The organism is Hymenobacter sp. FMD4, assembly GCF_058932745.1.
Genome location: NZ_JBZYWH010000019.1, coordinates 46,455 through 66,197, shown reverse-complemented (window position 1 = coordinate 66,197; position 19,743 = coordinate 46,455). Strand labels below are relative to the sequence as shown.

The 19,743-nt window shown below is 59.3% G+C and carries 13 protein-coding genes; 7 read left to right on the top strand and 6 right to left on the bottom strand.

The features are described from left to right. Positions 1-647: 647 nt before the first annotated feature. A complete protein-coding gene (locus AC5FXY_RS16250; RefSeq protein ID WP_493557754.1) occupies positions 648-1,250 on the bottom strand; it encodes a fasciclin domain-containing protein in 603 nt (200 codons plus the stop codon). A 416-nt stretch (positions 1,251-1,666) separates the two neighbouring features. Here AC5FXY_RS16250 and AC5FXY_RS16245 point away from each other — a divergent pair, with 416 nt between their 5' ends. The 4 genes from AC5FXY_RS16245 to AC5FXY_RS16230 all read left to right on the top strand — a co-directional run bounded on the left by AC5FXY_RS16245 (position 1,667) and on the right by AC5FXY_RS16230 (position 7,459). Next, positions 1,667-2,626, top strand: coding sequence for a mechanosensitive ion channel family protein (locus AC5FXY_RS16245; protein ID WP_493557753.1), 960 nt, complete (start codon positions 1,667-1,669; stop codon positions 2,624-2,626). Positions 2,627-2,891: 265 nt separating this feature from the next. Beyond that, positions 2,892-4,439: a M43 family zinc metalloprotease gene (locus AC5FXY_RS16240; RefSeq protein ID WP_493557752.1), complete on the top strand. Its 1,548-nt coding sequence runs from the start codon at positions 2,892-2,894 to the stop codon at positions 4,437-4,439. Positions 4,440-4,648: 209 nt separating this feature from the next. Then, positions 4,649-6,169: a T9SS type A sorting domain-containing protein gene (locus AC5FXY_RS16235; RefSeq protein WP_493557751.1), complete on the top strand. Its 1,521-nt coding sequence runs from the start codon at positions 4,649-4,651 to the stop codon at positions 6,167-6,169. A gap of 195 nt (positions 6,170-6,364) precedes the next feature. After that, positions 6,365-7,459 (top strand): hypothetical protein, encoded by a 1,095-nt coding sequence (locus AC5FXY_RS16230; RefSeq protein WP_493557750.1) that lies wholly within the window; start codon positions 6,365-6,367, stop codon positions 7,457-7,459. 307 nt (positions 7,460-7,766) lie between these two features. Here AC5FXY_RS16230 and AC5FXY_RS16225 read toward each other — a convergent pair whose 3' ends face one another. From AC5FXY_RS16225 to AC5FXY_RS16215, 3 genes are all read right to left on the bottom strand, one after another. Then, on the bottom strand, positions 7,767-8,498 hold the full coding sequence (locus AC5FXY_RS16225) for a TIGR04283 family arsenosugar biosynthesis glycosyltransferase (protein WP_493557749.1): 732 nt from the start codon (positions 8,496-8,498) through the stop codon (positions 7,767-7,769). Positions 8,499-8,836: 338 nt separating this feature from the next. Further along, positions 8,837-10,894 (bottom strand): M13 family metallopeptidase, encoded by a 2,058-nt coding sequence (locus AC5FXY_RS16220; protein ID WP_493557748.1) that lies wholly within the window; start codon positions 10,892-10,894, stop codon positions 8,837-8,839. A gap of 164 nt (positions 10,895-11,058) precedes the next feature. Further along, positions 11,059-11,307, bottom strand: coding sequence for a hypothetical protein (locus tag AC5FXY_RS16215; protein ID WP_493557747.1), 249 nt, complete (start codon positions 11,305-11,307; stop codon positions 11,059-11,061). A gap of 336 nt (positions 11,308-11,643) precedes the next feature. Between AC5FXY_RS16215 and AC5FXY_RS16210 the strand changes: the two genes are divergently transcribed. From AC5FXY_RS16210 to AC5FXY_RS16200, 3 genes are all read left to right on the top strand, one after another. Further along, positions 11,644-12,852 carry a hypothetical protein gene (locus AC5FXY_RS16210; RefSeq protein WP_493557746.1) on the top strand — a complete coding sequence of 403 codons (1,209 nt, stop codon included), beginning with the start codon at positions 11,644-11,646 and terminating at the stop codon, positions 12,850-12,852. Between the two features lie 521 nt (positions 12,853-13,373). Beyond that, positions 13,374-15,035, top strand: a complete 1,662-nt coding sequence (locus AC5FXY_RS16205; protein WP_493557745.1) for a glycoside hydrolase family 28 protein — start codon at positions 13,374-13,376, stop codon at positions 15,033-15,035. A gap of 78 nt (positions 15,036-15,113) precedes the next feature. Continuing rightward, positions 15,114-17,084, top strand: coding sequence for a glycoside hydrolase family 88 protein (locus tag AC5FXY_RS16200; protein ID WP_493557744.1), 1,971 nt, complete (start codon positions 15,114-15,116; stop codon positions 17,082-17,084). 153 nt (positions 17,085-17,237) lie between these two features. Here the strand turns inward: AC5FXY_RS16200 and AC5FXY_RS16195 are convergent, their stop codons facing one another. Then, complete coding sequence (locus AC5FXY_RS16195; RefSeq protein WP_493557743.1) at positions 17,238-17,561, bottom strand: hypothetical protein; 324 nt, start codon at positions 17,559-17,561, stop codon at positions 17,238-17,240. Between the two features lie 212 nt (positions 17,562-17,773). Then, positions 17,774-19,537 (bottom strand): T9SS type A sorting domain-containing protein, encoded by a 1,764-nt coding sequence (locus AC5FXY_RS16190; protein ID WP_493557742.1) that lies wholly within the window; start codon positions 19,535-19,537, stop codon positions 17,774-17,776. Positions 19,538-19,743: the final 206 nt, after the last annotated feature.

Sequence of the window (19,743 nt, the reverse complement as noted above, 5' to 3'; positions counted from 1 at the left end):
TAATTGATAAACAAATATTTGTGTGCTTGGCATGGCGTTTGGCAATACCCTAATAACCAAGCACCTAACCGCTACGAAAATGGACATGCACACTTCTTTTCCCATGGCAGCTAAAGCAACCAAAAGAGCCGCTTTCGCGCTGCGAGCCATGGGCAGTGCTCCGGCTCGGGTAACTCAGATGCCTACGCGCCGCTGTCCCTGGGCCTGCCGTTAAGGTCGCTTTCCTCTCGTCATTTATCCACAACCTCTTTCTCTCAGAAGCCATGAAAACGATCAACACTCCATCCCTGATTGCCCGTCCTTGGCGCCGTGCCAACCGCCGCTGGCTGCGCGCTGCGCTTTAAGCTGCCCGACGCGTCGGGGCAAAAAATAAGGCCGCTGCCTAATGGCAGCGGCCTTTGCCGTTCGGAAAGTCTAATCCATTCCCCCCTTATTCTTTGCGAAGCGGCCAGTCGGTAAGTCGTATTGGTCAGCAGACGGTGGCAAGCGTTTGCCTGTCTGATGATGTAAAACTACCGGCTGACGCTCCCCGTCGCGGGGCATTTTATCTGAACCGACCCATTTGTTGGCTCAATAGCGTCCACCGCTATGTAAAGGAAAAAAGCTGGCCCTGCCGCATCCAATCGGGCTGCAGCAGGGCCAGCGGATTATTGGTGCCCAAGCACGAAATCGACTGCGTGGGCCGTGCCGTTGCTTGATGCAATGTCGGTAGCGGCTAAGGTAGCCCGGCGGCCGTGGTGGTCTTCCAGCAGCAAGTGGCTGCCTTGGCGGTGCACCGTCAGGCGGGTACCTGCCAAGGTAGTTAGCTGCTGACCATCGGTGAGGTCACGGGTGCGCAAGTCGCCCGCTACGATATGGCCGGCGAGCAGTTCTTGCAGCTTTTGGCGGTTTTCGGGCAGCCAAAGCTCAGCCATGGTTCCGGCGCTGAGGTGTTCGAAACCCTTGTTGACGGGCACAAACACCGTATAAGGGCCGGCACTTTGCAGCAGCGGTACCATGGCCGCCCGTTCCACCGATTGGATGAAGGAAGTGTAGTCGGCTTGGCGGTCGATGTTTTCCAGCAGGGTCTGGCTGGCCGACTGATTGCCGTTGAGCGCAATGTGCGCCGGGACCCGAACGCCGCCCCCAGTACGAAGGGCAAGGGACGAAGAGCCAAATTTGCCAAAAGGTACGGCTGGGGCTTGTTGGGCCAGGGCCGAGCAGGCTGCGACAGCGCAGCAGGCAAACGTCAGGAGAGCATGCTTGAGCATGATGATCAGGGGTTGGAGCAGGAATGAAACAAAAGCAGAAGTGCCCGCCGGCAATCAAACCGAGTGGGGCAAGCTGAAAGGCCAACCCAGCGCCCAAATTGTGGGCCGCCAGCGGCAGTCAGTTGATGCGTTGTAGCTACCTGACAAAGGTATAATGGGACTATTCGTCTTTGTGTTTGATTTTATCGCATAATGATGTGCTTGCTCACTCACATAAGCATGTGGCCTTCAGCGTGCAACCGCGCTAGCATAGAGTTGCTCTGGAAGCACGGTATAATGAGGTTTGATTAGCAAACTGGTAGTTGCGCTGCCATTGCTAAGGCGAAAGGCAGGCTGCCGGGGAGGAAGGGGAGTAACTATTTGCGCTTCAGCTTCGTGTACAATAGCACCCACCCACCGGAGCTCCGTTGTTGCCTATGGACTTTTCTATCGCCTGGCAGAAGCTGAATCAGATTGGCCGCGACCTAATTGCGGTGTTGCCCAACCTAGCCATTGGGGTGGTGGTATTCGTGATATTTGTGTTGGTGGCTCGCGGCGTGCGCGCTCTGGTGGCCCGCGTCACGCACTCGAAGCGCCGCAACCACAGCCTTGCCTTGCTGATGAGTCGCCTGTCCTACGTGGCCGTGCTCATCCTGGGTGTGCTGGTGGCCGTAACTATCATCCTGCCGGGTTTCACACCAGCCAGCCTGATTAGTGCGCTGGGAGTGGGCGGCATTGCCATTGGCTTTGCTTTCAAGGACATCTTTCAAAACTTCCTGGCCGGTGTGCTGCTCCTGCTGACCGAGCCCTTCAAGATCGACGACCAAATCAAGTACAAGGATTTTGAGGGAACCGTCGAGTCCATTCAGACCCGGGCCACCACCATCAAAACCTACGACGGGCGCCGCGTGGTCATTCCCAATGCAGAATTGTTTACTAATGCAGTGACGGTGAACACCGCCTACGAGCAGCGCCGCTTGCAGTACGACGTGGGCATCGGCTACGGCGACGACATTGCCCGGGCCCGGACCCTGATCATGGAAGCCATGCTCGGCACGGAAGGCGTATTACAGGAGCCTGCTCCTGATGTGTTGGTCACGGAGTTGGCCGAAAGCACCGTTAACCTGCGGGCCCGTTGGTGGGTAAACCCGCCCCGCCGCGCCGATATAATGGATGCGCAGGATCGGGTGCTAGAAGCCATCAAAAACAAGCTAACGCAGAACGGCATCGACTTGCCTTTTCCCACTCAGCAGATCCTGTTTCATGACCAGACCGAAGAAACCGACGGCAACCGTCGGCGCCAGCGCGAAGGCTGGCCCGCTGGGCAAAAGGATGGGCCCCGTTCACGCGCCGAAGTGCAAGCTGCACAGCAGGATCAAGACCAGGATCAGCACTGAGCGACGATGGTAGGTTTTTGTAAGTAAAATGCAAAAAAACTTTATTGTCATATGCAATGCGAAACAGTAGTAAGATTTTTGGCTTTCAAGGTTGTTAAGTGGCCTAATGAAGCTTTAGCAGTTGTGTTTTTATAATTAATACCAGTTAGCTCATCACCGGTAAAAGAATTTTTGCTGATTCGGGAACTATCGGAATTATTATCAAAAGAAGGAGGTTGCCGGGCTGTTTTGATGCCTTAACCTTTCGGCTACTCTACCTCTTTCTATGACGCTTCTTTACATTAGGGAAAGGCTCCGGCCGCTGATTACAGGTTTGGTACTGATGGGCGGAGCCTTGCTTTCGGCGGAAGCCAAGGCGCAGCGCATCTGCGGAACGCCTTCTCCTGAGCAGTGGGAAGCGCAGCTGACACCGGCCCAGCGCCAAGCCTACCAGCAAGCGGAAATCCGCTCAGCCGAGCGGCAGCAAGAACTGGCCGCTGGCGGTAGCGCGCAGCGCACCACGGCCACCGTTACCATTCCAGTGGTGGTGCACGTGGTGTATAACACGCCCGGCCAGAACGTAACGGATGAGCAGATTCAGGCCCAGATCGACGTGCTGAATGAGGACTTTTCGCGTACCAACGCCGACGCGGGCAACACCCCAACCCGCTTTCAGGCTAGGGCCGCCAGCCTCGATGTCGAGTTCAAGCTGGCCCTGCGCGACCCGCAAGGCCAGGCCACCAAAGGCATTGAGCGGCGGCAGACCTCAGTTGTTTCCTGGCTCGGCGACAACGTAAAGCGCTTCAGCGCCGGCGGCCTCGACCCGTGGCCCGCCTCGCAATACTTGAATATTTGGCTGTGTAATCTTGATCAAGGCCTGCTTGGCTTCGCGCAGTTTCCTGGCGGCACCGAGGCCTACGACGGCGTGGTGCTGCTGTACTCGACCGTGCCCGGCGGCACTGCCGCGCCTTACAACCTGGGCCGAACGGGCACGCACGAAGTGGGCCACTGGCTGAACCTGTACCACACCTTCCAGGGCGGCTGCCGCGATACCGACCAGGTAAACGACACCCCAGTGCAAAGCACCGGCAACTATGGCTGCCCCAGCGGCCCACGCCTCTCGTGCCGCAATAGCCCGGCCGAGGGCGACATGTACATGAACTTCATGGACTACACCGACGACGCCTGCATGAATGCCTTCACGGCGGGGCAACGGGCGCGCGTTCGGTCGTTGTTTGAGGCCGGTGGCCTGCGCGCCAGTCTGCTGGCGTCAACCGCGCTGGAGCCCGTGGTTCGGCCGCTGCCTGTGCAGTTGGTAAGCTTCGGGGCTACTTCTCGCGCCACCACGGTGCAACTGCGCTGGACCACGGCCCAGGAAAGGAACAATGCCTTCTTTGCCATTGAGCGCGCTTCCGATGGCCGCACCTTCACCCAACTCGGGCAGGTAACCGGCGCCGGCAACAGCGCCCAGGTCCGCACCTACACGTACACCGATGCCGCTTTGCCATCGGCCAGTACGCTCTATTACCGCCTGCGTCAGGTAGACCGGGACGGTACCACTACGTATTCTGAGGTCCGCCCTGTCACGCCTGCTGTTGGGCAGGAACGCTTTCAGGTAGTGCCCACCATCGTGGCCGATGGGCAGCTGCGCTACACGGTGGCCGCGGCGGGGCAGCTGGAGTGCTGCACCTTGGCTGGGCAGCGCGTGGTGCCCGCCGTGCAGCTAGCCGCCGGCACGGGTCAGCTCGATGTAAGCCACCTGCAGCCGGGAACGTACATCGCCCGCCTCACTTCGGGCGAGGGTGTACAGATGATGCGCTTCGTAGTGCCGTAGCGCAGCGCTGCTGTGGGTCATAAGCCAGCCAAAGCCTTTCACTTCTCAGTGGAAGGCTTTGTTGTTGATGAGTCCGTTATGATGATTCGTGGGGTACTATTTAGCCGTTTGGTTTCTGTGTGCCGTTACTGATGAAGTCATAGTTTGCCTCGGAGTATCTATGAATATATTTTAAACTTAATGTACTTTCGTGGCCTAAGCTGCTTTCTATGAAACACTCTTACTCGTTGGCCTTGCTGGGATTGGTATTGCTCGGGGCAAACTCCCTGGCCGCCCAGGACCTGACCAACAACGGTGCTGTCATTTCCGTCGGGAGTGGTGCTACTTTGTTTGTTTCTGGCGGACTCACCAATAGCAGCGGTACTCTCACCAACGCTGGCACTGTGCAAGTTGACGGCGCACTTTCCAACGCCGGTACTCTTGATTTGAGCAACGGCGCCTTGGTACTGAAAGGCAACCTAACCAATACCGGTACCATCACACCGGGCACCGGCACGGTGACGTTGGATGGCACTACCAATCAGACTGTGGCTCCGGGGGGCGCTACGCTGGCCACGGTGGTCGTAAACAAAACCACCGCCAACAACAACCGGGTTGACGTCAACGCTGATCTGACAATTACCAATCAACTCACGCTGACCAGCGGCATGGTGCGTACCACGTCCACGGCCGTAATTGTGCTACCACAAGGGGCCAGCATGAGCACTGAAGGCGAGGACCGTTATGTGCAAGGCAACCTGCGGGCCGTGCGAACTGGCGTCAGTGGCAATACCGGGGTGGTTTTCCCCAACGGAATGACCATCAACCCTGGCGGCAATGCCATGGGTACCGTAACGGTGACGCGCACAGCCGGCCTGCAAACGGCCAACGTGAGCTACGCCACCAATCCCAACAACTCCGCCAGTCAGGGTATCGACCGGATCTGGAATATCGAAGCGACGGGCACCGCTCCTTCCGCGGCTACGCCTGCCACCGTTACGCTCAACTGGGTTTCTAACGACGACAACGGAGCCAACAACTTCTCGCAGACGCAAATGTGGCGCCGGCCCGATATGCCTACCGGCTGGCTGCCCGTGGGAGCTGTGCAAAACGCTAACTCCCGCACCATTTCCGCCGCCGCAGAAGGACTGGGGCAATTCACGGTGTCGTTGCGCAGCAACCCGCTGCCCGTGGAACTGGTCCGCTTCACGGCCGAGCGCCGCGCCGCCGATGCCTGGCTGCGCTGGACAACGGCGCAGGAGCTGAATAACGACCGGTTTGAAGTGGAAATCAGCCTCGACGGTCGTGAATTCCGTCAGATAGGTACGGTAGCGGGCCGGGGCACCACCACCCAGCGCCAGGAATATGAGTACACCGATGCGCGGATAGCACGCTATGCCGTGGGGACGCTCTACTACCGCCTGCGGCAGGTAGACCGCAACGGCGAGGCCCACCTCACCGATGTGCGCACTGTGCGGGTGGAACAGGTCACTGGCTTTGCGGCGGCGGCCCTGCCCAATCCTTTCGGCCAAGATGGTATTAGCCTGCAGGTGCGGACCGAGCAAGCTGGGCCGCTTAGCCTGTCGTTGCACGATGCGGTGGGCCGGGTGCTGCTGAAGACCCAAGCCGAAGCCGCGGCCGGTGCAACCATGGTGCGCCTGCCTGAAGCTGGTAAGCTGCCTATCGGGGTGTATTTTGTCACCGTGCGCCAAGGCGCTCAGCATGCCACCATCAAAGTGGTGCGCGAGTAACGAGCAAAACCCCATCGATACCAAAAGCCGCCCGATTTATCATCGGGCGGTTTTTTTATGTGCGTTGGTGGTAAACATAGGGGTCGATAACTGCACGGCAGTCAGACTTAATCGTAGCATTGCACTGGAGAGTATGTGGGTAGTCGTTCACCCGCTATAACTTAGATTGTTGGTCCACCTTCCCATTCGTGCCATATGCCTGCTTTGAGTTCAACCGACGCTGCGCCGCAGTCTCCATCAGCTACGGCCACAGGGTCCGAACTGGTTCCTGGCTCCCGCAAACCTCGCAAGCGTGACCGGCTGAAAGAGGCCTTGTTCATGACCCAGAACGTGGTGCGCGGCAACCTGATTCACAACACCGGCGGGGCTTTCCATGTAATGCGCCTGCTTTCCATCCACAAGATGCCAGCAGGGCTGGTAGCAGCGGAGCACCCATGGGTGACGGGGCTGATGCCCGGTACAACCGAGCCCGTGTGGCTGCACAACGTGGCATTCTGCACGCCGGTGGGCACGCAGTGGGCCAAACCGGATTACATGCCCGAGTCCGACGATGCCATTGTGGGCAAAGTAGGCCGCTTCCTGGCCGCCATGGTGCGCAAATCCGTCTCGACGCCCGAAATACCGCACGGCCCGCAGCGCCGCATGCCGCACGCCATCAACTACCTGCACGGCGCCGTGCATTACAACGGTCTGACGCTGCTCTTCAACACTTTCGCTGAGGCCATGCAGTACCTGGCCGATACGCGCTTCCGCAAGGAGCTGCGCCGGCTGATTCGGGCCGAACGCCGCGAAGTGACCTTGGTATTTCGGGAGCGTAACTACGACCCCCAGGAGTTTGCTTACTTCTCGGCCTTCGTGATGTCGCACCTGCCGTGGTTTGCCAACGTCAATGGCTCGGGGCGCAAAGTCATGTGGGGCAACCCGTCGCCGTACCCGGCCGTGAACATCATCAACGGCGCCTGGGTGGCCGACATTAGTCGCCTGCGCCACGGCGACGCTGTGGGCATTGTGCGTCCGCCGCTGCAGCCGGACCTATACTTCCAGGGCGACTACGGCGTGCCCACCCGCGACTTCCATTCCCTGGAACGCCTGCACGCCTACCTTATTAACAGCTGGGTGCGCCGCCGGGGCTTCCGCGGCGGCTTGTACTTCGTGGACCGTCGCCGCATCGAGCCGGAGCGTTACCAGCAGTACCGCGCTACCGACGGGCAGGAATGGGTCGGGAATCAGCCGCTGCCCAATCCGCTGCGCCAGCGCTGGACACGGCGCCGCAAGCGGGACGTGGCGTAGCAACACAAGAAGGTCAGCGTTGCTAACACTTTCTGCCTTAGTGCTTCTGATGTCGCTTGTTGGGAATCGGAAAGCCAATTGAAATCAGACTAACATAAGTCTTCTGTCATCCTGAGCAACGCAAAGGACCTTACCACGCTGAAACAGCAGCCGTAACAACGACTCGTTCTGCGGTGGTAAGGTCCTTTCTGCGTCAGGATGACAATTCCTGAAGAGCTTCAGTGTTTGTTTTATGGGGGTTAATGATTGACGCACAATGTATTAATTGTGTTGAAATTTGGCTGCGCCGTTACGCTGATCAGAAGCTTTACACCTTATCCTGCCGAATAAGCGCGCAGTACACCCGCTTTAGGTTCGTTTGCGAAACGCCCAGGCGGTAAAGCACGCAGATCAACAGAAATACGCCCTGCAGGCGGTAAACTCCATTTTCAAGGTACTTGCGGGCCGAGGTGGTTACACGCCCTGGCAGTACCTGAAAGCGGCTGTGCTGCCGCAGCCGCCGCGTAATTTCTTGGTCTTCGAGCACAATCATTTCCTCCCGAAAGCCACCTGCACGCTCAAACACGTCACGGCGCACAAAAAGGCTTTGGTCACCGAAGCGCACGACCTCAGCTCGGAAGCGCGTAAACCAGGCGCTGGCCCGCAAAAACCAGTGCCGGTAATCGAAGGCCAGCCGGTAGCAGCCGCAGCCGTAGCCCTGCATTACGGCTTGGCGGATGTCGTGCAAAAAGCCAGCTGGTGGATAGCTGTCGGCGTGCAGAAAATACAATATCTCTCCCTGGGCGGTCTGGGCGCCGAAGTTCATCTGGGCCGCGCGGCCCTTGCGCGGGCAGCGTAGTACACGGGCGCCGGCCGCCGTGGCCTCGGCAATGGTGGCGTCGGTGCTTTGCCCATCGGCCACGATAATTTCCACGGCAGCATCCGCGCCGCTGGCTTGGCGCAGGTACCGTACCAGCGCGCCAATGTTGGGCGCTTCGTTGTAGGTGGGAATGATAACGCTGACGGGCAGTGGCTCGGATAAGGTAGAAACGCGGGACACGGCAGCTAATTACGAAATCAACCTGGTTAGCTACGTTGCTACGAGCGGTCTGTTGCTGATTCCTGCAGCAGCTGGTTCTTGGTCGAATCAAAGACTGAGCAAGGCATAGGGGCTGGAGGTTGTTCAGCAGTTGTCATCCTGACGAAGGAAGGACCTTACCACCGCAGAACGAGTCGTTGTTACGGCTGCTGTTCCAGCGTGGTAAGGTCCTTCGCGTTGCTCAGGATGACAGACGGAGGGGCCAAAGGCAGAAAAACATTTACTGTAACAACAACCTAAGCAACAAAAAGCCCACCGACGGCGGTCGGTGGGCTTTAGGAATCAAGTGATAAGCAGCGCTACCAGATTTTCACCCGGGTGCTGTCGGGGCGCCAGAGCTTCTGTCCTGGTTTCACCTTAAAGGCTTCGTAGAAGGCGGGCACGTCGGCCATGGGGCCATTTACACGGTACTGGGCGGGGGAGTGCACATCAGTCATGATGCGCTGGGCCAGCTGCTCGTCGCGCTGGTGGCTTTGCCAGCCCAGGGCGTAGCCGAGGAAGTAGCGCTGATCAGGCGTGAGGCCGCCGATTTTTTCGCCCTTCTTGTACTGCTCGGTTTTCTTGAACGCGTCGTGGGCAATGACGATGCCGCCCAGATCGGCGATGTTCTCGCCGGCAGTGGCTTTGCCGTTGATGCGCAGCGAGTCGAGCACGGTGTAGCCGTTGAACTGCCGCACAATCTGGTTGACGCGCTTCTGAAACTCGGCCCGGTCCTGCTTGGTCCACCAGTTGCGCAGGTTGCCCTTCTCGTCGAACTGGCTGCCCTCGTCGTCGAAACCGTGGGTGAGTTCGTGGCCGATGGTGCTGGCGCCAGCGTAGCCGTACACGATGGCATCGTCGGCGTCTTCGTCCTTTAGCCCGGGAATGGCGAAGATGGCGGCCGGCAGCACAATCTCGTTGTTGGAGGGGTTGTAATACGCGTTGTAGGTCTGCGGCGTCATGTCCCACTCAGTGCGGTCCACGGGCTTGCCCAGCTTGTTGATGGCGTAGCGGTACTGCCATTGGTTGGCGCGCATCACGTTTTGGGCGTAGGAGCTGCGGTCGATCTGCAGGGAAGAGTAGTCCTTCCACTTAGCGGGGTAGCCCACCTTCTTGTTGATCTTGCTGAGCTTCACCAAAGCCTTCTGCTTGGTAGAGTCGCTCATCCAATCCAACTGCTGGATATGCTCGCGGAACGAGGCCGACACGTTGTCGACCATCTGCTCGTAGCGCTGCTTGGTGGCGGGCTTGAAGTACTCCTTCACGAAGAGCTGACCCAGGATTTCGCCCATGGCCTCTTCCTGCTCATCCAGCACGCGCTTCCAGCGCGGCCGCTGCTCCTTGCTGCCCTGCAGCACGGTGCCGTAAAAGCGAAAGTTCTCGTTGTCGAGGTCGCGGCTGAGGTTGGGGGCGTAGGTGTGCACCAAGTGCCACTGCAGGTAGGCCTTCCAGTCATCCACCGCGGCTGTTTTGAGCAGCTGGCCGGCCGTGCGGTAAAACTCGGGTTGGCCCACAATGACCGTATCGGCCTTCTGCAGCTCCATCTGGTTTAGCCAGGTGCGCCAGTCCACGCCGGGTGTGAGCTTGGCTAGGTCGGCTACGGCCATCTTGTTGTAGTTGGCGTACGGGTCGCGCAGGTCTTCCAGCTTGCGCGACGACTTGGCCAGCGCCGTCTCCAGCCGAACCACCCGGGCGCTGTTGGCCTTGGCCTGCACCGAGTCCTGTCCCATCAGCTGAAACATACGCTGCACATGGCGGCCGTACTGCGCCCGAATGCCGGCCGTACGCTTGTCGTTGTTGAAGTAATAGTCGCGGTTGGGCAGGCCCAGGCCGCCCTGGTACAGGTACAGCGCCATCTTTTCGCTGTTTTTGCTGTCCTGCGTCACGTACATACCTAGCAGCGCATTTACGCCCAGCGGCTGCAGACGGGCCACCACCGCCTGCACATCCTGCGGCGACTTTATGGCTGCGATGCGCGTCAGTTCCGCGTGCAGCGGTTGAATCCCCAGCTGATTGGCCTTGGCCGAGTCCATGCCCGTGGCGTAAAAGTCGCCGATCTTTTGTTGGTTGGTGCCAGCCGCAGCATTGGCCTTGGCAGCTTCCTCGCTCAGGGCGCGCAGCCGGGCGTACACCTCGTTCTGCACCTCACGGCCGATGCCCCAGGAGCTTTCTGAAGCCGGAATAGGGTGGCGCTTAAGCCAGCCACCGTTGGCGTAGGTGAAAAAATCGTCGCCGGGGCTGACGGTGGTATCCAGGCTGGCTTGCAGCACATCGGTGCGGGCAGCATCGGAGGAGCCGCCGGGCTGACAGCCGGTCAGGGCCAAGCCGAAAAGTGGCAAGGCCAGCAGCCACTTGGCAGCAGTAAAACGTTGGTTCATCGGGATGGAGAGAGAAGTGCAGGAGCGAAGCTATGGCATCCCGGCACTGACACCAAAGCTCCTGACGAGGTTGCGCTGTCGGCGGAGCGCTGCTGGGCTTCGATAAGCACAAAAAAACTCCCCAAGCCGAAGCAAAGGGAGTTCAGGTAAGCCCGCTTATGGCTTTAGTTGCGGTGCAGTAGTACGAACTGGCGCAACTGCTCGGCGCAGGTGAAGCGGCCGCGGCCGTATACGCGGGGGCGGCTGCCTGAGCCAACTACAATTTCGGCGAAGCTCTGATCGTCAGCAACAAACACACACATTGGTTCGCCGCGGCCCTTGTGTTCGTACTGCCGGCCCGGGGGCAAATTACCGCCTTTAGACATGCGCTTGGTGGGCACGAAGCCCAACGCGGAGAGTTGAGATGCAATCATAGACGGACCTGGGAAGATAGGGCGCCAACGCTAAGAGCAGCCAGAGAGGTTCCAGGGTAAGTACAAAAAAAGTCCCGTCGCAGCGCGACGGGACTTAGAACAATGGAGCTATGGTGAAGCGGAAGGGTAACCGCTTCGCATAAGCTGGTTCAACAACCATGCCGTTTTGAGGTCAAAATCTTCCTTTTCGGAGTACTTATCAAAGCTGCGGCGCTGAAAAATAGTTGTCCTGCTGGCTTGATTCGTGCTATTCACTGCTTTGTAGATGAGTAACTTGCACCGCCTGTGGTGTGCGCAGGGCTATTCACCTCTCTTTTCACTTGCCTTTACCTGCTTATGCGTGCAACTTCTACGCTGTTAGTTAGTGCCCTGCTGCTCTCCGGCTCCGCTGTCGGCCAGAGCATCGACCCCCAAAAAATCACGTTTGATTACGTGCGCCTGCCGCTGGTGCCACTACCCACGGGTGCCCGCACCTATACGCCGGAAGTAGTGCTGCGCTACGAAGACGCAGTAAAGCAGCAGAAGGCCGACCATGAGGCCGCTGTGGCCGATGCCAAGGCCAAAGCCGAAAAGGACAAACAGGAATATAAGGCGCAGTCGCTCGGGGCCAAGGCTTTCAACCGCATCGTGCTGGATGAGCGGAAGCCGGGCGAGGCCGTGATTCCGCCGGCCGAATACACCGCCCAGATTTACGATGGCAAAACGTTGGCCGCTACTTACGTAAGCCTCAGTGGCCTGCAGCGCGCCCAAAGCTCCGACGCCAGCGACGTGCGCGTGACCATCAGCCTGGAAGGCTTCGTGCAGGGCTCCATCACGCCGGTTGCTATTCAGGCAACGCAGGTGAAAGTGGGCGGCGCAGCCGTCAGCGACGGGGTAAAGCACGCCTACGAGGTGTCGCACAAGTCGCCGATGGCGGTGAAGGTGACCACCAAAGACGGCACCGTGCTACTCGATGAAGTAGTGGAAGTCACCAACGAGTACGAGAAAACCAAAACCCAGCAATTCGGCACCGAAGAGGGCTTGGCCAAGTACTGGAAGACCAACCAGACGGCTTTCATGCGGCAGTTGGACGAAAACCAGCTGAAGGCCAACATTAAGCTGGTGGTGGAATACCTGGACAACAAAATCGGGCAGCGCCCGGTTACCCGCAACACCGCCATCGTGGTGATTTCGGACAAGAAGGTAAACTACGATGAGTACCCGCAGGCCTACGAAAAGGCACTGATGGGCTACAAGATGCTGGCCGACCCCAACCGCGTAACGGAAGCGCAGCAGCAGATCGGCGAAGCACTGTCGCTGTGGACCAAAGCCCTGGCCGAATCAAACCCCAAGGACAAAAAGGCCCGCATCGATGAGAAGGTAACCGCCGCCACGCTGCTCAATGCCGCCGAGGCCAACCTATGGCTCAACAACTTCGACGAAGCCGAGCGCCTGCTGGCCCGCCTGAAGCTGCTGGATGTGTACCGTTACAAGGAAGCCGCCAAGGAGCTAAGCACCGTGGTGCAGGAGCAGCGCGTGCGCTTCAACGCCAACAAGAAAAGCTAACCCGCAACAAACGCAGCTGGCCTGATCAGCGGCAACGAGCACTTCAACTACCGCCCCGGAAGCAGCCGCTTTCGGGGCGGTGGTGTTTATAGAAACAAGCGGCCCCACGCAAGTATGGCCCCGCAGTCATCTCCATGGGGGCTGATACCATTGATTTGAAAATTTCCGCAGCCAGCGGCGCCCTCTCAACAACGCGCATCGAACGTGCCGCATACTGCCTGGTGCGCCCGGCACACGCAGGCTCATGGCAACGTTCCCGATAACGTTTGCATAAAAAAAGGCTCCGGAAAACGGTCAAACGGCCCATTTTAGACGGACCTTAATAAGGCTGAAGCCGCCCGGTAACTGGCTGGTCCGGCCCAGAAGCGCTTGGCTTACCGTCTACTTCCCGGCTAAGTAGCAAGGTTGTTGCTACCCTACCCATTTGATGCGGGAGCGGCTGGGTCTGCGGCGTTCTTGTTGGTTTTCTGCCCTCCGTCTGGCCAGCTGCCGGGCCGGGATTTGTTCTTTTCCCCCTTTCGATGAAAGCATTCCTTTCCCTGTTTCCCCTGACGCTGAGCGGCCTGCTGCTCACTGGTCCAGAAGCATCGGCCCAGGTTCCTAACCTGCCCGCCGTCAAGACCACTTCGTTTCGCGCCGATACCATTTCCATCGCCAAACTGGGGGCCGTAGCCGACGGCCGCACGGTGAATACCAACGCCTTTCAGAAAGCCATCGACGCCTGCAGCCAGGCTGGTGGCGGCGTAGTGCTGGTGCCCCGCGGCCACTGGCGCACCGGTCCCATCGAAATGCGCTCCAATGTGAACCTGCACCTCGCCCAAGGCGCCTTCGTGCAATTCACCGAGAATCGCGCCGACTACCACCTCATCAAAACCAGCTGGGAAGGGGTAGCCGCCGTGCGCAATCAAGCCCAGATTTACGGCCAGAACCTCGAAAACATTGCCATTACCGGCAAGGGCATTTTCGACGGCAACGGCCACACCTGGCGCATGGTGAAGAAGAGCAAGCTCACCGAAACCGAGTGGAAACGCCTAGTAGCCAGCGGCGGCGTGACCAACGATAAAAAAGACACCTGGTACCCGTCGGCTTCGTCGCTGAAAGGCTCCACTATTCCCGAGGCCTTTTACCTGAAGCCCGGCAAAGAGGTAAAGGACTACGAGGACATCAAGGATTTCCTGCGGCCCGACATGCTGGTATTTGCTAGCTCCAAGCGCATTCTGCTGGAGGGCGTGACTTTCCAGAACTCCCCGGCCTGGACCATTCACCCGTTGATGTCGGAAGACATTATTGTGCGCGGTGTAAAGGCCCTGAGCCCCGAGTACGGCCAGAACACCGATGCCCTGGACTTGGAGTCGTGCAAAAACGGTATCGTGGAAGACTGCACGTTTGACGTGGGCGACGACGCCATCTGCATCAAATCGGGTCGCGATGAGCAGGGCCGCGAGCGGAACATGCCCACCGAGAACTTCATCATCCGCAACACCACGGTGTACCACGCCCACGGCGGCTTCGTCATCGGCTCTGAGATGTCGGGCGGGGCGCGCAACATCTACGTGTCGAACCTGAACTTCATCGGCACCGACGTAGGCCTGCGCTTCAAAACCACGCGCGGCCGCGGCGGGGTGGTGGAGAACATCTTCATCGACAACGTGAGCATGAAGGACATTCCCGGTCAGGCCATCATCTTCGACATGTACTACATGGCCAAGGACCCCGTGCCGCTGGCCGGTGAGTCGACGGCGCCGCCCGTAATCGAGGCCAAGCCGCTGAACGAAGGCACGCCGCAGTTCCGCAACATCCAGATCAAGAACGTAACCTGCGACGGCGCCGAAACCGCCATTCTGGTGCGCGGCCTGCCCGAAATGGCCATCAAAAACATCAGCATCGAAAACGCGGTGCTGCAAAGCCAGAAAGGCCTTGTGTGCATCGAAGCCGACGGCATCAAGCTGAAAAACGTGACGCTGCTCACCTCGCAGACCATGCCCGTGATGGAGGTGCAGAACAGCAAGAACATCACCCTGGACGGCATCAAGTACGCCCCCGGCGCCGAACTGCTGATGCGCGTAACCGGCGACCGTTCCAAGGACGTGAAGCTGGTGAACACCGACACCAAGCAAGCCAAAAAGGGCATCGAGTTCGGCGACAAAGTGTCGAAGAAAACGGTGACCGTGTCGCAACGCTAGACCAACGCTCCGCTCCTCAACTGAGGAGCGGAGCTAGTCTGGATTCTAGCCTTTGCTCTCCCTGAAGCCCCGTACTACATGAAAAACCGCTTTCGTCTTCTTCCATTGCTGGGCCTGCTGGCGCTGAGCCCCGCGGCCGAGGCGCAGCAGGCGGCCGCGCCGGCCAAGCCGGCCGTGTCGCAGCGCATGGCCGATTCGTTTATCGGCTGGTTTCCGGATTCCATCGTCATCGGCAACCGCAAAACCACCCGCTGGGACTACGAGCAGGGCCTAATGCTGAAGGCGCTGGAACGCGTGTGGCAGCGCACCGGCGACGCCCGCTACTTCACCTACATTCAGAAGGACCTCGATCTGTTTGTGCAGCCCGATGGTTCCATCCGCACTTACAAGCTGCAGGACTACAACCTCGACAACCTGACCACCGGCCACGCCTTGCTGACGCTGAGCCAGATGTCGTTGGGTAGCTCGGCGGCGCAGCAGAAGTACATAAAGGCGGCGCAGCTCTTGCGCAAGCAGCTGGAAGAGCAGCCGCGCACCAAGGAAGGCGGCTTTTGGCACAAGAAGATCTACCCGAACCAGATGTGGCTCGACGGCCTGTACATGGCCGAGCCCTTCTACGCCGAGTACAGCAAGGTATTCAATCAGCCCGCTGGTTTCGATGACGTAGCGAAGCAGTTTGCGCTGATCGAGAAAAACCTCGTCGACCCGAAAACCGGCCTCATGTACCACGGCTACGACGAAAGCCGCGAGCAGCAGTGGGCCAACAAGAAAACCGGCCAGTCGCCGAACTTCTGGGACCGGGGCATGGGCTGGTACGCCATGGCCTTGGTCGACGTACTCGACTACTTCCCACAGAACCACCCGCAGCGCCAGAACCTGATCAAGTACACGCAGCGCCTCGCGCCGGTGCTGGCCAAGTACCAGGACGCCAAAACGGGCACCTGGTCGCTCGTAGTGGACCAGGGCAGCCGCAAGGGCAACTACGCGGAGGCTTCGGGCAGCAGCATGTTTGTGTACTTCCTACAGAAGGGCGTGCGCATGGGCTACCTCGACAAGAAGTACGCCGACGTGGCCCGCAAAGGCTACGACGGCATTCTGAAAACCTTCGTGGCCGAAGAAAATGGCGGCTTGGCCTTCAATGGCACCGTAAGTGTGGGCGGCCTCGGCGGCAAGCCTTACCGCGACGGCAGCTTCGAGTATTACCTCTCCGAGCCGCTGCGTAAAAACGACTTGAAAGGCGTGGGGCCATTTATCCTGGCCAGCGTGGAGATGGAAGTGGCAGCCGAGCAGGGCCTGGGCAAAGGCAAGACCATCGGCCTCGACAACCACTTCAACCGCGAGGTGCGCAAGAACGCCATCAGCGGGCAGGAAGAAACCTGGCACTACACTTGGGACGACCGCACGCACGGCGGCTTCTACTTCTGGGGGCAGCAGTTCCGCGACCTGGGCGCCCAAACGGTAACCATCCCGACGGCTCCCACCGCGGCCTCGCTCAAGGGCGTGGACGTGTACATCATCGTCGATCCGGACACGCGCAAGGAAACGGCCAAGCCCAACTTCGTGCAGGCTGCCGATGTAAAAGAGCTAACCGAATGGGTGAAGAAGGGCGGCGTGCTGATGCTGATGGCCAACGACACCTCCAACTGCGAAATTCCGCGCTTCAACGAGCTGGCCAAGGCCTTCGGCATGCGCTTCGAATCGGTGAACCTGAACATGGTGAAAGGCGACCAGTTTGAGCAGGGCTTGGTGGAGCTGCCCGCTGGCAACCCGGTGTTCCGCAATGCCCGCACCTCTTATATCAAGGAGCTGGCACCCATCAACATCAGCGGCCCGGCCAAGGCGGTGGTGTCGAAAGGCCAGCACGTCATCATGGCTTCGGCCAAGCTCGGCAAAGGCACCGTCTTCGCTGTGGGCGACCCATGGCTGTACAACGAATACAACGACGGCCGCAAGATTCCGGCAACTTTCCAGAACTTCCAGGCCGGTAAGGACTTGGCCGCGTGGCTGCTGGAGCAGGCCGGCGGAAAATCAGGCAATGTTGTTCCGTAGGTTGAGCAATGAATTGACTACAAAAAAGCCCCGCAACGCTCGTTGCGGGGCTTTTTTGTAGTAGTGTGTTTGGGAGCTTGTAACACCTGGTTCAATCATGCTCCATTTAGCGTCATGCTGAGCTTGTCGAAGCATCTCTACTGCTTCGTTGAATTAATTACGCTGACAAAGCTTAAGGAGCTCTTTCTCAAATATGGTCATATCTGTTGGCGACTTACCTCGGTCAATTCCATTTAACCAACGCTTCTCTGCTTTACGATACAGTTCGAAGCCTTTATCAGTCAGGTCTGAACGCATTAAGCAAGACTCGTCGCTGAGTACCGCACCCTTTTCTAAAACGGTGCGAGTGGTAAGACTATGAGTTTGCAGAAACTCTACAAGTGCACGGTGCTGAGCGTGGTACTGTTCGTTCGTGCCAATTCGACCAATTGTACTGGTAAACCAGCCGATTTTGGTAATGGTAAAGTCTTTGTTCATGCAGCCTACTTAGTTTTTATATGAAATGTGCTGGCAAGCTCAATTACTATTGAAAACACAAGAACGTCATGTCGAAGCCCGCAACGAAGCGGTAAAGATGCTTCGACAAGCTCAGCATGACGGCCTTTAACCAGAGCAAAAAAGCCCCGCAACGAACGTTGCGGGGCTTTTTTGCTTGGGCGGTGTAGCGTGGGCTGAAGCCTGCGGCGCTACTATTGCTTTACGATGCGGGTGCTGAGCTGCTGCTCGCCGTCGGTGTAGACCAGGAGGTAGTTGCCGTGCCCCAGCTTGTCCAACGACACGCGGGTTTCGGTGGTGCCGGGCGTGCTCGGCAGGGTAGCCACGAGGCGGCCTTCGAAACCGTACACGCGGACGTTGGCGCCGCGCTTGGCCACCGGGTGCACCACCGAGGCCAGGTCGCCGGCGGGGTTGGGGTAGGCCAGCAGGCTTGGTTCCACCTTGCCCGTGGCTTTGGAGCCCATTACCACGGCTACGATGCCGTTGAGGTAGTTTTCCAGCATGGTATAGCTATTGGAGGCGCGCACCATGCGGTCGGCGGGGTCGTTGGGGTTCAGGCCGTTCTGCAGCTCCCAGGTGTCGGGCATGCCGTCCTGGTCCGTGTCGGTGGGGGCGGGGCCGCAGGTGAGCACCGGCCAGGCGCTCTGCGAGGTAGTGAAGGGCGTGCCGTGTGGGTAGCCGCCCTGCACATCAATGATGCGGCCGGTGCGGTTGCGCACGTTGTTGATGATGCGCTGATCGAGCGTGTCGCGGGCCGGCAGCACGCAGCCCACGTTTTGCAGCACCGCGTTGTAAGCATCCACGGCGCTTTGGGTGGGCATGGGCATGATGTTGAACGGCGTCAGCACCTTCGATTGCGCCGTATCGGTGCGGAGGCCGCCAGCCATGGCCACGCCCAACCAGTTGCGGTTGGTGACGGCAGGATAGCCATCCACAAAGTTGCCGGTCATGAACACCTTGGGGTAGGGGAGGGAAGGTGTCGACGTAAGCCGGCTCGGGTTCATGATCATGCTGCGTACCGGCACGCCGCCCGAGGAGCCCGTGTTAGTGGACGGGCCGTACTTGTAGTAGTTGTTGACGACGTTGTAATTGCCGCCTTCGCCGCCGTTGGTGCTGTACGCAATCCAGTTGTAGATGACGTTGTTGCGGAAGTCGCCATTCTCTTGGCCGGCCGTGCCGGGCGGCAGGTTGCGGCTGCCGTCGAAGCGCGGATTGCGGCCGCGGGTGTGCGCAAACAAGTTGTGGTGAAACGACGCGTTGCGCCCGCCCCAGATGCCGCCGTAGCCATGGCGCTGGAAGTCGGTGCCGGGGGCTTCGAAATGGTAAGAGTAATCAAGCGGCTCGCTGATGAGGTTCCACTGCAGGGTCGTGCTGTCGCCGCGGTACACCGAGAAGGCCTCATCGGTGCTCCAGCTCATGGAGCAGTGGTCGATGATGAGCTTGCGGCGGCCAACTGCCCCGAGGGCGTCGTCGGAGCCAGCGCCATCTACCATGCCCTGATTCTGGTGTCGGTCGCCCATGCGGAACCGCACGAAGCGCACAATCACGTTATCGGCCCCGATGGTCACCGGATAATCGGCCAGGCATATTCCCTCGCCGGGGGCCGTCTGGCCCGCAATGGTGGTATTAGGCCGCGCAATGCTCAGCGGCGCCGTCAGCCGGATGGTACCGCACACGCGAAACACGATGGTGCGGTGCGCAGCGGCGCTGGTGGGCTGGGTCACTGCGTAGCGCAGCGTGCCGGGCGTGTTGGTATCGGCCAGCGAGGTTACCTCAAACACGGTGGTGGGCACGGCCGCCGTACCGCGGCCGCCGCTGGTGTACTTGCCGGCGCCTTCGGCTCCAGGAAATGCCAGCTGCTGGGCCTGCAGGGGAGCTATTGCCCCAGCCAGGAAGGCGGTGGCGAGCAAGCCACCGCGGGTGCGGTGGCGCAGCAAGGAAGTAACATTCAGGTGCATAGAGAACGGGTAGGGTGGGATGCCGAGGGCCTGCGCGTGGCGCAAAGTCGGTCGCGAACGTGGCGTCTTCGCCACTAACTCATTGATAATGTTAGCCAATAGTGAAGGCAGGCGTCCTACGTCGGGTCGTAATTATTTGCGCAAACGATGTCGGCAACGTTCCCGAAAACCCAATGCAGCCCAGGCCGCAGGTCGAAACGCCGTGC

What these genes read in the sequence shown, in the direction of transcription:
- AC5FXY_RS16250 (WP_493557754.1), bottom strand. Translation starts at nt 1,250, where the DNA reads ATGCTCAAGCATGCTCTCCTGACGTTTGCCTGCTGCGCTGTCGCAGCC.
- AC5FXY_RS16245 (WP_493557753.1), top strand. Translation starts at nt 1,667, where the DNA reads ATGGACTTTTCTATCGCCTGGCAGAAGCTGAATCAGATTGGCCGCGAC.
- AC5FXY_RS16240 (WP_493557752.1), top strand. Translation starts at nt 2,892, where the DNA reads ATGACGCTTCTTTACATTAGGGAAAGGCTCCGGCCGCTGATTACAGGT.
- AC5FXY_RS16235 (WP_493557751.1), top strand. Translation starts at nt 4,649, where the DNA reads ATGAAACACTCTTACTCGTTGGCCTTGCTGGGATTGGTATTGCTCGGG.
- AC5FXY_RS16230 (WP_493557750.1), top strand. Translation starts at nt 6,365, where the DNA reads ATGCCTGCTTTGAGTTCAACCGACGCTGCGCCGCAGTCTCCATCAGCT.
- AC5FXY_RS16220 (WP_493557748.1), bottom strand. Translation starts at nt 10,894, where the DNA reads ATGAACCAACGTTTTACTGCTGCCAAGTGGCTGCTGGCCTTGCCACTT.
- AC5FXY_RS16215 (WP_493557747.1), bottom strand. Translation starts at nt 11,307, where the DNA reads ATGATTGCATCTCAACTCTCCGCGTTGGGCTTCGTGCCCACCAAGCGC.
- AC5FXY_RS16210 (WP_493557746.1), top strand. Translation starts at nt 11,644, where the DNA reads ATGCGTGCAACTTCTACGCTGTTAGTTAGTGCCCTGCTGCTCTCCGGC.
- AC5FXY_RS16205 (WP_493557745.1), top strand. Translation starts at nt 13,374, where the DNA reads ATGAAAGCATTCCTTTCCCTGTTTCCCCTGACGCTGAGCGGCCTGCTG.
- AC5FXY_RS16200 (WP_493557744.1), top strand. Translation starts at nt 15,114, where the DNA reads ATGAAAAACCGCTTTCGTCTTCTTCCATTGCTGGGCCTGCTGGCGCTG.
- AC5FXY_RS16195 (WP_493557743.1), bottom strand. Translation starts at nt 17,561, where the DNA reads ATGAACAAAGACTTTACCATTACCAAAATCGGCTGGTTTACCAGTACA.
- AC5FXY_RS16190 (WP_493557742.1), bottom strand. Translation starts at nt 19,537, where the DNA reads ATGCACCTGAATGTTACTTCCTTGCTGCGCCACCGCACCCGCGGTGGC.